Origin of the sequence: Desulfatiglans sp. (assembly GCA_012513605.1) — a bacterium.
Lineage (GTDB): Bacteria > Desulfobacterota > DSM-4660 > Desulfatiglandales > HGW-15 > JAAZBV01.
Genome location: JAAZBV010000102.1, coordinates 38,342 through 53,229 on the forward strand (window position 1 = coordinate 38,342; position 14,888 = coordinate 53,229).

13 protein-coding genes are annotated in these 14,888 nt (G+C 45.5%); 5 read left to right on the forward strand and 8 right to left on the reverse strand.

Features of this window, described 5'->3' with window-relative positions; genetic code table 11:
• Positions 1 to 233 precede the first annotated feature (233 nt).
• The 6 genes from ybgF to tolQ all read right to left on the reverse strand — a co-directional run bounded on the left by ybgF (position 234) and on the right by tolQ (position 5,245).
• Positions 234 to 983, reverse strand: a complete 750-nt coding sequence (ybgF, locus tag GX654_13990) for a tol-pal system protein YbgF (GenBank protein ID NLD37975.1) — start codon at positions 981 to 983, stop codon at positions 234 to 236.
• A gap of 189 nt (positions 984 to 1,172) precedes the next feature.
• Positions 1,173 to 1,742, reverse strand: coding sequence for a peptidoglycan-associated lipoprotein Pal (gene pal / locus GX654_13995; GenBank protein ID NLD37976.1), 570 nt, complete (start codon positions 1,740 to 1,742; stop codon positions 1,173 to 1,175).
• Between the two features lie 121 nt (positions 1,743 to 1,863).
• Positions 1,864 to 3,198, reverse strand: coding sequence for a hypothetical protein (locus GX654_14000; GenBank protein ID NLD37977.1), 1,335 nt, complete (start codon positions 3,196 to 3,198; stop codon positions 1,864 to 1,866).
• The gene (locus GX654_14005) at positions 3,155 to 4,030 is read right to left on the reverse strand and encodes a TonB family protein (GenBank protein NLD37978.1); all 876 of its coding nucleotides are present in this window, start codon (positions 4,028 to 4,030) and stop codon (positions 3,155 to 3,157) included. Before GX654_14005 ends, GX654_14000 begins: the two co-directional genes overlap by 44 nt.
• Before the next feature lie 10 nt (positions 4,031 to 4,040).
• Positions 4,041 to 4,451, reverse strand: coding sequence for a protein TolR (gene tolR / locus GX654_14010; protein NLD37979.1), 411 nt, complete (start codon positions 4,449 to 4,451; stop codon positions 4,041 to 4,043).
• A gap of 26 nt (positions 4,452 to 4,477) precedes the next feature.
• A complete protein-coding gene (tolQ, locus tag GX654_14015; protein NLD37980.1) occupies positions 4,478 to 5,245 on the reverse strand; it encodes a protein TolQ in 768 nt (255 codons plus the stop codon).
• A 325-nt stretch (positions 5,246 to 5,570) separates the two neighbouring features.
• On the opposite strand from tolQ, the gene GX654_14020 reads away from it, so the two are divergent.
• Both GX654_14020 and GX654_14025 read left to right on the forward strand, forming a co-directional pair.
• Positions 5,571 to 6,005 (forward strand): cytochrome c, encoded by a 435-nt coding sequence (locus tag GX654_14020; protein ID NLD37981.1) that lies wholly within the window; start codon positions 5,571 to 5,573, stop codon positions 6,003 to 6,005.
• 342 nt (positions 6,006 to 6,347) lie between these two features.
• Complete coding sequence (locus GX654_14025) at positions 6,348 to 7,187, forward strand: MBL fold metallo-hydrolase (GenBank protein NLD37982.1); 840 nt, start codon at positions 6,348 to 6,350, stop codon at positions 7,185 to 7,187.
• On the opposite strand, the gene GX654_14030 is transcribed toward GX654_14025, so the two are convergent.
• Complete coding sequence (locus GX654_14030) at positions 7,188 to 8,207, reverse strand: peptidase M19 (GenBank protein ID NLD37983.1); 1,020 nt, start codon at positions 8,205 to 8,207, stop codon at positions 7,188 to 7,190. It lies immediately after the preceding gene.
• A 173-nt stretch (positions 8,208 to 8,380) separates the two neighbouring features.
• On the opposite strand from GX654_14030, the gene GX654_14035 reads away from it, so the two are divergent.
• The 3 genes from GX654_14035 to GX654_14045 all read left to right on the forward strand — a co-directional run bounded on the left by GX654_14035 (position 8,381) and on the right by GX654_14045 (position 13,096).
• The gene (locus GX654_14035) at positions 8,381 to 9,337 is read left to right on the forward strand and encodes a methyltransferase domain-containing protein (protein ID NLD37984.1); all 957 of its coding nucleotides are present in this window, start codon (positions 8,381 to 8,383) and stop codon (positions 9,335 to 9,337) included.
• A 21-nt stretch (positions 9,338 to 9,358) separates the two neighbouring features.
• On the forward strand, positions 9,359 to 11,566 hold the full coding sequence (locus GX654_14040) for a molybdopterin-dependent oxidoreductase (protein ID NLD37985.1): 2,208 nt from the start codon (positions 9,359 to 9,361) through the stop codon (positions 11,564 to 11,566).
• Positions 11,567 to 11,803: 237 nt separating this feature from the next.
• A complete protein-coding gene (locus tag GX654_14045) occupies positions 11,804 to 13,096 on the forward strand; it encodes a (Fe-S)-binding protein (protein ID NLD37986.1) in 1,293 nt (430 codons plus the stop codon).
• A gap of 64 nt (positions 13,097 to 13,160) precedes the next feature.
• On the opposite strand, the gene GX654_14050 is transcribed toward GX654_14045, so the two are convergent.
• The gene (locus GX654_14050) at positions 13,161 to 14,633 is read right to left on the reverse strand and encodes a glutamate--tRNA ligase (GenBank protein ID NLD37987.1); all 1,473 of its coding nucleotides are present in this window, start codon (positions 14,631 to 14,633) and stop codon (positions 13,161 to 13,163) included.
• Positions 14,634 to 14,888: the final 255 nt, after the last annotated feature.

Genomic DNA, 14,888 nt, shown 5'->3' on the forward strand with positions numbered 1-14,888 from the left:
TATTCTATATTTATATCTTTTAACTGTTTTTTATTGTCATACTCTTCTTTCTGTATAATTAATGATAATTATATAAATAATAATATAAATATGAAACAAAAGGGTCATTTTAAAGGCAGAAACTGCTGTTTTTTATTAAAATACCAGAAAAATCCCCCCTTATTAGAAAAAACAACAGGGGATAAACGGGATATATAGCGGTTTTTTGGGTTGAAAATGCCTAAATTTTGATTTTAAAGTTTTGACAGTATCTCCTCTGCCCTTTTTGCCTCAGGTGTTTTCGGATATGTTTTAATGAGCCTGTTAAGGAGCAGCTTTGTGGTTGTTATATCATCCAGCTCCCGCCAGGCAATCGCCTGACGAAGGTAGGCACCGGGTACCTTGTTTGCGTCAGGATATTTCTTTATTACATCATCAAAGGCTTTTACAGCCTCTTTATACTGCCCCATGGACATATAACACTCACCGATCCAGAACTGTGCATTATCTGCCAGGTCTGACTTCGGATATTCAGCAAGAAATGATCTGAATCCGCTCAAGGCCTCTTTAAACTGCTCCTTTTGATACAAGATCAGGCTTGTATCGTATAAGGCCTCATCCTTTGGCTTATTATCCATGCTGATAGAATCAAGGTCTGCAAATCCCCCTGAATCGGGCGAACCTCCGGAGGGTATAGTAACAAATGGCTCCAGGCCAAGGTATCTCTGCTGCTCTTTTACCATTCTCTCAAGGCGGTTAACTCTCTCTGCAATGCTGCCCCCGCCATTTGAATCACCCAGCTCCTTCTCCAGATTGCGCTTTACCAGGTATTCTGTTTCCTCTATCCTGCCGGTTAGTGCCCTCATATCTGACCTGAGTGTGTCTATGTCAGCCATTAGAGATGCCTGAGTTGAGACAATATTATCTATTTTACTGCCTACGTTAGTTTCAAGCGCCTCTGTCCTTTTTTTAAGTGCACCTATCTGATCATTGGTATATCTCATATATTCCTTATTTTGTGCACAGGATGAGAAAAACAAAAAAAGGGATAGCGATATAACGCCTGCCATTAGCCTGTATTTATTTTTATATATATTGTTCATGGATTTTGCGCTTTAAAAGAAAAGGTAAAGGTACGGTCCGGTAAATCATCCGGCCCGCACCTGTTGTTTAAAGAAAAACAAATGCCTGTATTACTGAATTAAAACAAACTCGGCACGCCTGTTCTGTGACCATGCAGCTTCATTAGAACCTGTTGCAACAGGTTTTTCTTCACCATAGCTGACTGTGGTAAGCCTGTCAGATGATACGCCTGCAGCGCTGATATACTTTGCAGTGGCCTCTGCCCTTCTTGCTCCAAGTGCCATGTTGTACTCTGTGCTGCCTCTTTCATCGCAATGGCCTTCAATCTTGAGCTTGTAGGAGCTATTGTCCTTGAGCCAGCCGACCTTTTTGGAAAGAACAGCCTGATACTCAGGCTTTATATCTGCCCTGTCATAGTCAAAGTAGATCTTCTCTGATTCCATAGCTGCCTTTGCTGCCGCCTTTTCTCTCTCAAGCCTTGCTGCCTCAGCGGCTAATCTGTCCTTCTCAGCCTGTTCTGCTGCAATTCTGGCTTGCTCAGCAGAATCATCTACCTTTGGAGGCTCTTCGACTGCCACAGGTGTTGGTATAATCTTCTTCTGCTGGCAGGCAGAGGTAAACAGTAAAAGTGTAGATACAAAGCCAATCAAAAGTACGCCAGTCATAGATTTTCTAATCATGTTATCCCCCTAATAATAAAGTTAAGTTAATAAATTGTTTATATTCAATAAATATAGATTTCTAGTTTGAAATTAATTTTCACTTATATTCAAAATAAAAATTTCAGTCAACAAAATTCCATTAAAAAGGTGACCATGATGGATTTCTATCTTCTCCATCAAAAAATGTTACCCTTCTCTGGTTAAAGCCGTTTGCGTTCATTATATAGAGGTGATACCCCCCTGACCGGTTGGAACTGAAAACAATATATCTTCCGTCCGGGGACCAGCATGGCTCCTCGTTATTGCCATCTCCCTCTGTAAGATTCCTTAAACCTGTGCCATCAGGATTCATGGTATATATGTCATGCACCCCTTTTTCAGCGACCACAAAAGCTATTTTATTGAGTGAAGACCACACCGGGCTTGTGCAGTATTTAAAGTCATATGTGATGCGTTCTTCAGACCCTGTGGTTAGATCCTTTACATATATCTGGGGCAGGTCTGTTCTGCCTGAAACAAAAACCATCTTTTTACCGTCAGGAGACCTGGATGGAGAGATGTCATCGCTTCTGCTGTTTGTCAGTTTCCTTAAATTCCCACCATTGATATCTGCTGAATAGATATCCGCATACCCCCCCTTGTCTCTTAATGAAAGATCAATGCCTCCTCCATGGGGATGCCAGCGTGAGCTGAACCCCTCCTTGTCGGAAAGCCTCTTTATCTTTCCTGTTGAGATATTCATATAATGAGGTATGAAGTGCCCATCCCTGTTCAGGGTAAAGGAAAACCCCTCTCCATCCGGTGACCACCTCGGGAACTGTGCAATAGCCTTTTCATTAGTAATCTTTTTAAGATTATACCCGTCAAAGTCACATACATATATCTCCTTATTGCCTGAACCCCTGTTGTCAAAAAGGAATTTGCTTAAGAATATACCCTTATGCCCTGTGATTTTAAGGAATATATCATTACCTGCCCTGTGCATGAGCAACCTGTAATCAGTAATCTTTTCCAGGTATCTTTTTCCGAAGATCTGCTTTCCCTCAAATGGGTCATAGGCCCTAATATCCACCTCAATATTATTACCAATGCAGGTATATGCCCCCTTGATAAGGAGGTCTGTGCCTATAAGTGTCCAGTTCCTGAAATTGATATTTTCAATGGTTATACCCGCCCCGTCTCCATCAAGAAATGCCTTTTTTTCCATCGGAAGAAAATAGCCGGAGAGGTCAAGGTCATTGTTCATCACCTTTGGCAGTTCTGTTGAGAGCTCCGGTGATTCCCTGTTAGGGGAAAGGTTCTTGAAATCCGGTATGGCAACCTTGAGCCTTCTGTCACCGGGCTGACTGATATCCACAGTAATACGTCCAAAAGTGTTTACTGAAAGTGCCGGATAAATGATAATTAAAAGGAGTAACACCTTGCAGATGTTATTCAACATCTCTGAGATTGAAATTGAGTTCAAGTTCTTCATTTCTTTTTTTATATCCTTCTGGTAATGGAGGAAGCGGTTTGGCCTTTTCTATTGCCTTTAGAACAGACTGGTCAAATACCCTGTTTCCGGATGGCTTAATAAAATCTGTATCCAGCACTGTCCCGTCATTTTTCACCTTTAATAATACTATTGCCTCTATATCTTTTCTGTTGGAAAGGGAGTCAGGGTATGCCCAGTGGCTTTTTATCAGCACCTCCACCTCCATCTGATATATCCTTAAGGCAGGGTTGCCCCCGCTTAAACCACCTCCAGCCCCTCCGCTGCCTGTGCCCCCTCTGCCGGACAATGCCCCTGTGCCGGTTCCGACGGTACTACCGGGGCCAGTGCTTTCTCTTAGTGCATTGATGGCCTTTTCAAGGTGGTCTGCATTTTCTGCGCCCTGCGACCCTGATTTACCTTTTACTTTTGATATGGCGCTGTCAAGAAGGTTATCTGTATTCTGAGCAGCTGCCTTTGGTTTGCTCTTTTCAACTGTCCTCTTTGCTATGTTGACAGCCTCTTTTTTGCTGGGGAGCATGGATATCCTTTTTGCCTGCCTGTTTTCTACAGGGACCGTAACAGCGGTACTGCCAGTCTTATTCCCTGTCGGAGCCGGCCCTGCAATGCCCGGGTTGCCGCCTTCCGGCCCCTCCACAAGACTGACACTGTACACAGATTCACCTATCCTTAAGCCCCCGGAACTCCCGCTTCCCGGCACCCAGAAAAGCATTGAAAAGACAAGGCAATGCAGAAAGAGCGAAACCCCCAGCATGGGCTTCCACCTTATCATGCTGTCATCCGTTTGCCTGTACATGGAAAAGGCCTTTAACATTTTTATACCCTTATTTATCTTCAGGCGCGACAACCAGACCCAGTTTTTCTATACCTGCCGCCTGGATCCTTGCATGAACCTGCATGATAAACCCATAGGGGATATCCTTGTCTGCCCTGAAGAGCAGCTGCTTATTATTCCTATACTTGAACATGGCTGCAAGCTTCTCTTCGAGCTCGGTAAACTCTATCTTATGCTTTTCTATGGTTATCTCCCTGTTGATATCAACCGTGAGGATAAGCGGGTCTTCCTCTGTCTTTATCTCCTTTGCCTGTGTCTGCGGGAGGTTCACATCAACACCCTGAGTCATCATGGGGCTTGTAACCATAAATATTATCAATAATACCAGCATAACATCAACGAATGGTGTTACATTGATGTCTGACATCAACTTTTTTTTGCCGCTGCCACCTGTGGTCATCATTTTAAATCAAGCCTCCCCTGAAATTACTCCTCTACCTTGTCCAGGCCGCCCTTCATGGATTGACGTACAACAAGGGAAAGGAAGTCTGCTGAAAATGTCTCCATCTCTGTGCCCAGTTCCGCCGCCTTGCTGTTGAAATAATTATAGGCAATAACAGCGGGTATAGCGGCAAACAAACCAACTGCTGTTGCGATCAGGGCCTCCGATATACCGGGCGCAACAACAGCAAGGCTGGCTGACCCCTTGATTCCAATGCTCCTGAAAGACTCCATGATACCCCAGACCGTACCGAAAAGGCCTATGAATGGGGCTGCATTTCCTGTTGTAGCCAGGAATGCAAGTGCCTTTTCCATCCTGCTGTTTTCATGGATAACAGACCTCCTCAGTGCCCTTTCAATAGCTTCGGATATCCCGCTGATGTTATTCAGGGTGGCGTTTCCGTTCCCCTTAAGTTTTTTCAGCCTTATGAGTTCAGTATACCCCCTTATAAAGAGCTGTGCAACCGGGCTGTAAAAGAGGTCTTTGCTCTCTTTATAAATGCTTGTAAGCTCTGTGGCCTCCCAGAATATCTCCAGGAAATAGGCGGTTTCAAGCCTGGCATATCTGAAAAACCTGAGTTTAATAAAGATAATTGCCCAGCATGCTATTGAAAACCCTATCAGTGTAAACATAACAAGTTTGACAACAAGCCCTGCGTCAAGGAACATCTGGATAATATCGCTTCCAAAACCTACACCTGCCGCAGATGTGGCAGAGAGCAAATGAGAATGTAATAGCTGAATGATATTCATATGATAGTCCTTCTTTTTTATTATTTTATTTCATGCAGTATAAATAAGTTATTGTCAGATGCAAGATAATTTGATCTGCCTTAACCTTTATCTTGCCAGGGGGAATTTTTTAGATGGAGCTTTCAGCAGTCAGCGGTCAGATGATTCTTTAGTTTGAAAACCTTTTGCTGAAAGCTGAAACCAAAGGGCTCACCGCTTGAATCCAAAAATATCAGATTTTGGATGGACACTATTTAACATTATCTGTATGATTCATTATTGTGTATAAGTATGGCCTGTCGGGTTTAGCTTGAATCTTTAAACATATTATACAGGAGAAAGAGATATGGGATGGAACAATCTATTTGCAGCAGTAAAAGAGAGGGCATGGCAAAAACATGAAGAAGCAGGGAAAAACTGGCTTGCCTTTATTGCCTTTGCCTTTTGTATCTCTTTTATCTTTTCTGTGGCCTATTCCCATGCACAGGATGGAAAAACAGGTGATATGAAGAAATTCTACCAGGTTAACTGCGTAAGATGCCACGGGGCAGACGGCTCTGCAATAGGGGTAGACGGCAAAAAGCTAAAGGGTGAGGACTTTACAGACCCCAGATGGCAGAAGAACACTGATGATGAAAAGATGATCAAGGTAATTCTTAATGGCAAATTTTTCGGGCTGGCAATGCCTGGATATAAAGAAATTATAACCCGTGAGGATGCAAAACGGATCGTTACAGAGATCATAAGGAAGAGTGAAAAGGGAAAAATCATTGCGCCATAGAGTACATTGGCATAAATACAATAGAAACTTTCTCACCACGGAGTACACGGAGAGCACTGAGAAAAGCTTTTTATTATTTTATCAATAATAATTTTTGTTTTTCTTAGCACCCTTTGCGTCTTTGCGGTTCAATTTCAGTCTGTCACTTCAACCATACGAACACACGGAGAGCACGGATAACATGTAGAATAATATTTAATATTTAGCCATGATCTGCCGATAAGTACCTTGAATTGTCATCAAAATACTTAAGGGCTGCCATGCAAAGAAGATAAATAGGTCATTTACCTGTGATTCTTCAATAAATTTTACAGCCTTTAGAAAGGTGCAACGAACTATACAATGTATATAAAATGCTGGGGTTCTAGGGGGTCGGTGCCGGTATCAGGTATTGATTACGTAAAATATGGCGGTGACACCACCTGCCTGGAGATACGTTCAGACAAAGATGATCTAGTTATACTGGATGCAGGGACAGGTATAAGGCGGCTCGGCCTGGACCTCCTTGCCCAAAAGCGTTACTCTGTTGATATGCTCTTCACACATGCGCACTGGGACCACCTTATGGGCTTTCCCTTTTTTGCGCCCATATACAATGAAAACTTCAGGATCAGCATGAAGGGATGCCCCTTTGCCCAGAAATTTATAGAGAGCATGCTGGGCAAGGTCATGTCGCAGCCCAATTTTCCTATAGAATATTCAGATCTGAAGGCATCCTTTGATTATCTGCCTGAGTGCCCATTTACTCTTCATATAGGCGCATTAACAATAACGCCTGTACCCATAAGCCACCCTAACAGGGGCAGCGGGTATAAATTCAGGGAGAATGGCACCAGTTTTGTGTTCCTCACGGATAATGAGCTTGCCTTTCAGCATAAAGGGGGCCTTGGTTTTGATGATTATGTGGAGTTTTGCAGTGGGGCAGACCTCCTGATGCATGATGCAGAATACACCCCTGAAGAGTATCCATCTGTAAGACAGTGGGGCCATTCAACCTACGTGGACGCCCTTGACCTGGCTATAAAGGCAGGGGTGAAGAGGCTTGGCCTTTTTCATCTTAACCAGGGGAGATCAGACAGGGCTGTTGATGAGATTGTAGAGCAGTGCCGAAAGATCATATCTGAAAGAGGCGCAGCCCTTGAGTGTTTTGCGGTCGGCATGGATATGACCTTTGAGGTGTAGTTATAAAATCCCTTCATATATCCTTAGCCAGTTGAGCCCCATGATCTTATCAATTGCCTCCTTCGTATAACCATGCGTCTTCATGATTTTCTTTAATGCCTTTAAGCCGGTGTGATTCTCCATGCCTTTGGCAGGTATATCAAACCCGTAGAAATCAGACCCGATGGCCGCATAATCTGGCCCGAATTTCTGCACAACAGAATCAAGATGAATAAAGATATCCTCTATCTCTGCTTCACCTGTTAGCGTAAGCATCTCAGGGTTAAATGTGATACCGACTAGCCCCTCTCTCTCGCACAGGTGGCGCACCTGCGATAGGTCAAGGTTTCTCTGGAGGTTGCATCTTTCCCGTATCCCTGTATGGGTTGAAACGCATGGCCTTTCTACAAGGTCCATGAGCTGGTAAAAGCAGGCAGGGTGAAGGTGCACAACGTCTATCAGGATATTATTATCATTAAGCATGTGGATAACCTCACGGCCAGCGGGTGTAATGCCGTCAGAGTGAACCACAGAGTTGCCATCCGCAAGCCTGTTTTTACCCGCATGGGTAAGGCCGACAATAAAAATGCCCCGCTCTCTCAGGCTAAGGGCAAGGCCGATGTTATCTGCCAGCACATCCGCATTTTCAAGGAGGAGGATGGTGCCGATTAACTCCCTGTTTTCTTTTATCGCGGAGATATCGTTCATGCTTCTCACACGGGTAATATCTTCAATCACCTTCATGGTAAAATCATAATTCTGCTGAAATTGGGCCTTTGACATTTCATCATTATATTTATCCTGGCAGTATATGGCAGTGGCAAAGAGCCTTACACCTGACCTCTTTAAGGTTTCACTGGTCACAGGCCCCTGCTCAAGTTCATCAAACCTTTTACCCCTGGCATAGTGTGCCATGTAACAGGGGAGATCAACATGACCGTCTACATAAAAGAGGTCTGGCTCTGGCTCCTCTTTTTTATATTCTGCCGTAAGCTCTGCAATCAAATTCTCATCAGGCAAGATTATAAGCCTGTCACTCATCAAAACACCTCCATTATCTTTTATCAGTCATATCCTACAAGAGAGGGGATGGATGTCAAAAGGTTTTTAATGCGCTTACGTGTAAAAAAACAGAAGTGGTGTTGCCAAATCCTCAAAATATGATTAATTATGGAAAACAGGAAAAATGACCGGAAACAGGTGAAGGAGCTGAGATGAAAAAATGGCTGAGTGAAGAGCTTATTTGCCCGGAATGCTTAAACAGACATGCTGATGAAGAGATCCGGCTGACCTTGGAAATCAGGCAGGAAACTGATGACGATATTTTAGAGGGCCTTCTTACCTGTCCGCTCTGCGGAAGAGGTTATGATATCAATGATGGTATTGCCGTGGTAGTACCGGAAAAGAGCCTGCCCATAATAAGAAACATAACCGGGTACGGCTCATTCTCCATGAGTTCATCCTATCTGTGGAGCCATTACTCTGAATTTTTAAATGATCCCGATCAGACAGACGCCTATAAAAGGTGGGCAGAGGCATTAAACCCTGGTAAGGGGTGGGCACTTGATATCGGCTGTGCAGTGGGAAGGCTCACCCTGGAGATGACAAAGAGCCATGAGAGGGCTGTTGGCATAGATACATCCCTCTCTTTTATCCGGTCTGCCCGAAAACTGATGCATCAAAGGGGTCTGGAATTTGATTTGATATTAGAGGGAGAGATCACTGAAAGGAGGTCCGGCAGGCTGGACCCTGGCTTCAGGTTTGAAAATGCGGATTTTATTGTGGCGGACGCAATGGCGCTGCCTTTCCGCACGGATCGTTTTGCCACGGCAAGTTCAGTTAATATACTGGAAAAGGTGCCTGATCCCTCTTTACACCTTTCAGAGGCTAACAGGGTAATGGATAAGACAAATGCATGTTTTCTCTTTTCAGACCCCTTTTCGTGGGATGAAACCGTAAGCCACCCTGATCTCTGGCTGGGAGGAAGAAATAAAGGCCCATTCAAGGGCTTTGGTATAGATAATATTTCCCGGATGCTTCGTGAAGGCGATGGTATATTTTCGCCTCCATTCACCATTCAGGAGAGAGGCGCTATTCAATGGAAAATAAGAAAGACAAGGAACCTGCGGGAACACATCACCTCACAGTTCCTGATAGCACAGAGAGGTTAACGATATAAGGAGAACCCCGGCGTGACAAAAGAAAAACATGGAATCTGCGGGATATGCTTCCACAGCCCCGGCTGCGGGGCAATAGTCCACTTTGATGATGAAGGGAAAATAGTGAGGCTTACCCCTGATCCTGAAGCCCCCATGGGAAAGGTGCTATGCCCTATGGCCGGGAGCGCAGCACAGATCATATATTCGGAAAGCAGGATCAAACAACCCATGAAACGGAAAGGGCCAAAGGGTAAACTCGATTTTGAGCCCATAACCTGGGATGAGGCATATGACATCATTGTGAATAAATTGAAGGAATTGAAGGCTGCCCACGGCCCTGAATCCATAGGTTTTTACGCGGGTACCGGGACCTATGAACGGGCATTTAAAGATGCATTTCAGCTAAAAGGTTCTGAGATCTACCTCGCATCCAGCATTCTCTTTCCTTTCGGGTCACCCAATACATTCGGTGTGGGGGCGCCGTGCTACACATCCCTGGGCGTTTTAGCGCCAAAGGTTACTTTTGGCAACCTGCATATCGATATGTTTTCCGATGTTGATAACTCGGACCTGATAGTTGTGTGGGGGACCGACCCCTCAACCTCCACACCTCCTGAAATGTTCCACCGCATTGTCAGGGCTGCAAACGAGGGCGCCCGAATTATAGTCATTGACCCAAGGCGGACTGCCTCGGCAAAACTGCAAGGCAGCATGTGGGTGCAGATCCGGCCTGGCACCGACGGGGCGCTTGCACTGGGGCTTTCTCATATCCTTATCCGTGATGGACTCACTGATGATGAGTTTGTGGAGAACTGGACACTGGGATATGAAGAGTTTAAAGGGTATGTAAAGGAGTTTACCCCGGAAAAGGTCTCGGGCATTACAGGAATATCCCCGGAGGTAATAGAAGAGCTGGCCCATGAGATAGCCAACGCAGAGGGCGCAAGCTATGTAATGTACACAGGTCTCGAGTATACTAAATCCGGCGTGCATAACATAAGGGCGGTCATGGTGCTCTGGGCCCTGGCAGGGCAGCTCGATGTAGAGGGAGGCCGCTGCTTTGTCCAGCAGGAAAACCGGATAAAACTGAACAGGGATCACCAGGTTGAAACCCCCGGATTTGACAGATCAATAGGTAAAGGCCATTTCCCCCTCTATTCTCATTTCTGCGGCGGAGAACCCCATGCTAGCCTGCTTCCACGTGCGCTCCTCCATTCGGATCCCTATAAAATAAGGGGACTGTTTATAATGGGCGCCTCCATCCTCACTGCATGGCCCGACCCTATCCAGTGGCAGAAGGCATTTAATGAACTGGATTTCATGGTATCGATAGACCTCCAGTTCACAAGGGACGCTGCATGGGCCGATATTGTGCTGCCGGCCACCACCGCCTTTGAGCAGGCCTCCTACTGTTTTTATGGTAATGCCATACGGATTCGGGAAAAGATGATAGACCCTGTTGGCGACAGCAAACCATGCTTTACCATCCTCACCGAACTCGCGGAGAGGCTTGGTTATGGAGAGAGATTTCCTGCAAACGAGATGGAGCTCCTCGATAAAGTACTGAAAGGTACTGGAATTACAAGGGCCGAACTGGAACAGGCGCCTTTACATACTGTCCGGAAAAATCCCGAGCCGATGAGGTACAGGAAGTGGGAAACCGGCGGACTTAGAAAGGATGGGAAACCAGGGTTTGAGACCCCATCAGGAAGGTTTGAGATCAAATCAAAGGTTTTGGAGGAGATGGGGTACGACGGACTTCCAGTATACGAGGAATCCTATGAAACCCCTGTGAGTCAGCCGCAGATGCTCAACCGCTTTCCCCTTATCCTGGGCACAGGCCCATTTAAACCCGATATGAAGTCCTGCTTGAGGGCCATACCTGACTTCATGGAGAGATATCCCAACCCCATGGTGCAGATGAATCCTGAGGATGCAAAAGAGAGGGATATTGAAACAGGCGATTCTGTTGTTGTAAAGACTATCCGGGGTTTTGTAGAGATGACCGCGGATGTTACCGGGGATATCATGGAAGGATATGTCTATGCCCCTGTGGGAGGCGGCGGGCCACAGGGGACAGAATCCTGGAGAAGGGCCAATATAAATGTGCTGACTGACCTGAAACAGTTTGACCCGATTTCAGGTTTTCCGACCTACAAGACCCTGCTGTGTCAGGTCAAAAAGAAGCGTCGGCAGCGGACTATTGTGGTTCAGGACCCCAGTCTGGGGTGTGTGGGGTAAAAGCAGGGTTTAAGGTTCAGGGTTCAGGGCGCAAGGTTTTTGGAAAATACAGGTAATACAAAAGACTCCCAGCCCCTGGTGGGAGGGGCCGGGGGAGGGGGATAAAATTCCTGTAGCATCTGTCTTTTCCACCCTCTCCCGACCTCTCCCATCCAGGGAGAGGAGATTCGGTTGAAACAATATTGGGTTTTATACCCGACCTTTTTTACAGGCATCTGGTAATCAAATAGGAATAATATGGAAGAAAAAGATAGCAACATGGCCGAACTAAAGACCGAATTCAGAAAGAATGTAAACCAACTTCTTCAAGGCTGCGACCTTGACCTCTGCCTGACCTGTAATGCCTGCGCAGAGGCATGCCCTGCAACAGGTCTTGAGGAGATGGACCCGAAGAAATTCATTAAAATGGTAGCTGAGGGCAAGGATGAAGAGGCCATCACCACGCCCTGGGTGTGGATGTGCAGCATGTGCGAGGGGTGCCGATCAGTATGTCCCGCGAAGGCAGATATAGCGGGAGTGGTAGGACTTGCGAGAGAGGCATGGCCCAAAGAAAAAAAACCAAAGGGGATTACAGGCTCCTGCGATATGGCATTAAAAAGCGACACGTGCAGCGCCATGGGTATATCCGGAGAAGACTTCCGGTTTAGTGTTGAAGAGACGCTCGAAGAGGTGCGGGATGAACAGGAGGGGTGGAAAAACCTTGATGCTTCTGTTAACAGGAAAGGTGCCTGTTTCTTTCTTAACCAGAACTCCAGAGAACCTGCTATGGAACCTGATGAAATGGTCCCGCTGTGGAAGATACTTCATCTTGCCGGGGCTGACTGGACGTATGGCACTAAGGGCTGGGCCGCTGAAAATTATTGCATGTTCGCCCGGGACCTTAAAGGCTGGGAGCATATAGTCAGGGTAAAGGCAAAGGCCGTAGAGAACTTAGGCTGCAAGGTGTGGCTCAATACTGAATGCGCTCATGAAATGTATGCCTTCAGGAGCGGCCTTAAAAGATTCAGTATCCCTCATAATTTTGCGGTTAAAAGCATTGTACAGTATTACGCCCAGTGGATTAAGGAGGGAAAGCTGGCGGTGAATTCAGACTGGAACAAAGAGCTTAATATAAAATTTACAGTCCATGATCCGTGTCAGCTAGTAAGAAAGTCATTTGGCGACCCTGTTGCAGAGGATCTCCGGTATGTTGTAAAAACAGTGGTTGGTGAAAAAAATTTTATTGATATGATACCCAACCGTTCTCTTAATTACTGCTGCGGGGGAGGCGGCGGGTATCTGCAGTCCGGGTTCACTGAGGCCCGCCACAAATTCGGGGCTAAAAAATTCAACCAAATAAAGGCTACAGGTGCGGATTACTGTATTACAGCATGTCATAACTGTCACACCCAGATCCGTGATCTTAATGAGCACTATAAAGGCGGTTATCACACGATCCATCTCTGGACTATCATTTGCCTTGCACTCGGGTGCCTTGGTGAGAATGAAAGGGGATATCTCGGGCCGGATCTTGCCGAGGCAGGATTATAGCGCCTCTTTTGCGATTGGTTTTGTAAAGAGGCGACTAAAGCCTTGTGTATAAATGGGAGTCGGGCTAAGCAGGCCACCTTTTAAGCCGCTCAATCACCCTTTCTTTTCCAAGCACAGCAAGCAGTTCAAATATACCGGGGCCAACCGCCTGACCTGTAACTACTGTACGCACACCGTTTATCAGAACACCAGCCTTTACACCCTGCTCCTCGATAATCTTTCTCATTATCTCCTCTATATCCCTCTCATCAAAGCCTGCCATTGCCTCAAACCTGCTGGCGAGTTCAGGCAGCATGGTTTTAAGAATTTCATTCTTGAGGAGATTCTTCTCAACTGCCTTGTCATCATAAACATAATCATCAGTAAAAAAGGCCCTGCCAAGGGTAACAAAATCGGTGGTGTAGTGATACCGCTCTCTTAATAGATTGATGGCATTTAAAAACCACTCCCTTTTGCTGCCCTCATAATCCTTATCCCAGATACCCGCCTTTTCAAACTCGATCTTTACATATGGTGCGAGTTCTTCAATCGGCATATTCCTTATATAGTGGGCATTTATGCTTATGGCCTTTGGGTCTGTAAAAAATTTCGGGTCATCAGCGCGAAGGTCAAATATGGAGTTTGATTTATTAATGCCACCAAGAGAAAACTTTTCTATAAGCTCCTCCTTTGAAAAAAACTGCTGAGATTCGGGGGTTGACCAGCCTAAAAGCACCAGGAAATTTACAAAGGCCCAGGGGATAAACCCGTGATCCCTGTAAAAATGGACTGCCACCTGCTCCCCGTGTTTGCGTTTGCTTATCTTTGCCTTTTTATTATCCAGTGTGAGTGAAATGTGCGCAAACGCAGGTATAGGGGCCTTGAGCGCCTCATATATAAGTATCTGCTTCGGTGTATTTGCAAGGCCATCCTGGCCTCTTATTATATGGGTAACACCGTCACGTATATCATCTACCGCATTAGAGAGTATATAGAGGGGCTGACCGTTTGATCTGAGTATTATAAAATCCTCAATATCCTCATACCTCTTTTCTATATAGCCATAAACCTCATCCTTGAATTTTACACAGCCGCCATCCTGCGGCACCTTGAGGCGGATGGTATAAGGCAAACCCTTTGCCTCCTTTTCGGCTATTTCCTGCGGGGAGAGGTTTCTGCATGTGCCGTCATACCTCATGTCAGCCTTGCTCTGGGTTGCTTCTTCCCTCTTTTCTTCTAGCGTATCCTTTGAGCAGAAACATTTATATGCATGGCCGGACTCAACAAGTTTTTTTGCAGTCTCAACATGCTGGCTGATATATTCAGACTGGTAAAAAGGGCCTTCATCCCAGGTAACGCCGAGCCACTCAAGACCATCCAGTATCCCCCTAACTGATTCATCTGTTGATCTTTCTGTGTCTGTATCTTCTATCCTTAATATAAATTTACCACCCATTTTTTTTGCATACAGCCAGTTATAAATGGCTGTTCTTGCACCCCCGATATGAAGATATCCTGTGGGGCTGGGGGCAAAACGTACTCTGATATTGTTATCCATTTTTATTCCTCTTTTTTCGTTATGCTGAAGCAGGTTGCGGATAATAGCACTATTCTTTTGATGGGACAATAGATATGGTGAAAATTAAGTAGTCTTCACCCAGAAAGAAATAAAGCCTGGAGGAGGCTTTCAGAGGTCAACGATCAGATGTCAGCTAACTCTCTGGATTGAAAGCCTTTTACTGAAAACTGAACGCTAATCGATAACAGCTTTAATCTTAAAATCGACCGTTTTTATGGACCCTAAGCATGTGAT

Excerpts from the sequence above, each read along its gene's own strand:
- ybgF (NLD37975.1), bottom strand. The coding sequence starts at position 983 with ATGAGATATACCAATGATCAGATAGGTGCACTTAAAAAAAGGACAGAG.
- GX654_14020 (NLD37981.1), top strand. The coding sequence starts at position 5,571 with ATGGGATGGAACAATCTATTTGCAGCAGTAAAAGAGAGGGCATGGCAA.
- GX654_14030 (NLD37983.1), bottom strand. The coding sequence starts at position 8,207 with ATGAGTGACAGGCTTATAATCTTGCCTGATGAGAATTTGATTGCAGAG.
- GX654_14005 (NLD37978.1), bottom strand. The coding sequence starts at position 4,030 with ATGTTAAAGGCCTTTTCCATGTACAGGCAAACGGATGACAGCATGATA.
- tolR (NLD37979.1), bottom strand. The coding sequence starts at position 4,451 with ATGACCACAGGTGGCAGCGGCAAAAAAAAGTTGATGTCAGACATCAAT.
- GX654_14000 (NLD37977.1), bottom strand. The coding sequence starts at position 3,198 with ATGAAGAACTTGAACTCAATTTCAATCTCAGAGATGTTGAATAACATC.
- GX654_14045 (NLD37986.1), top strand. The coding sequence starts at position 11,804 with ATGGAAGAAAAAGATAGCAACATGGCCGAACTAAAGACCGAATTCAGA.
- tolQ (NLD37980.1), bottom strand. The coding sequence starts at position 5,245 with ATGAATATCATTCAGCTATTACATTCTCATTTGCTCTCTGCCACATCT.
- pal (NLD37976.1), bottom strand. The coding sequence starts at position 1,742 with ATGATTAGAAAATCTATGACTGGCGTACTTTTGATTGGCTTTGTATCT.
- GX654_14050 (NLD37987.1), bottom strand. The coding sequence starts at position 14,633 with ATGGATAACAATATCAGAGTACGTTTTGCCCCCAGCCCCACAGGATAT.
- GX654_14035 (NLD37984.1), top strand. The coding sequence starts at position 8,381 with ATGAAAAAATGGCTGAGTGAAGAGCTTATTTGCCCGGAATGCTTAAAC.
- GX654_14025 (NLD37982.1), top strand. The coding sequence starts at position 6,348 with ATGTATATAAAATGCTGGGGTTCTAGGGGGTCGGTGCCGGTATCAGGT.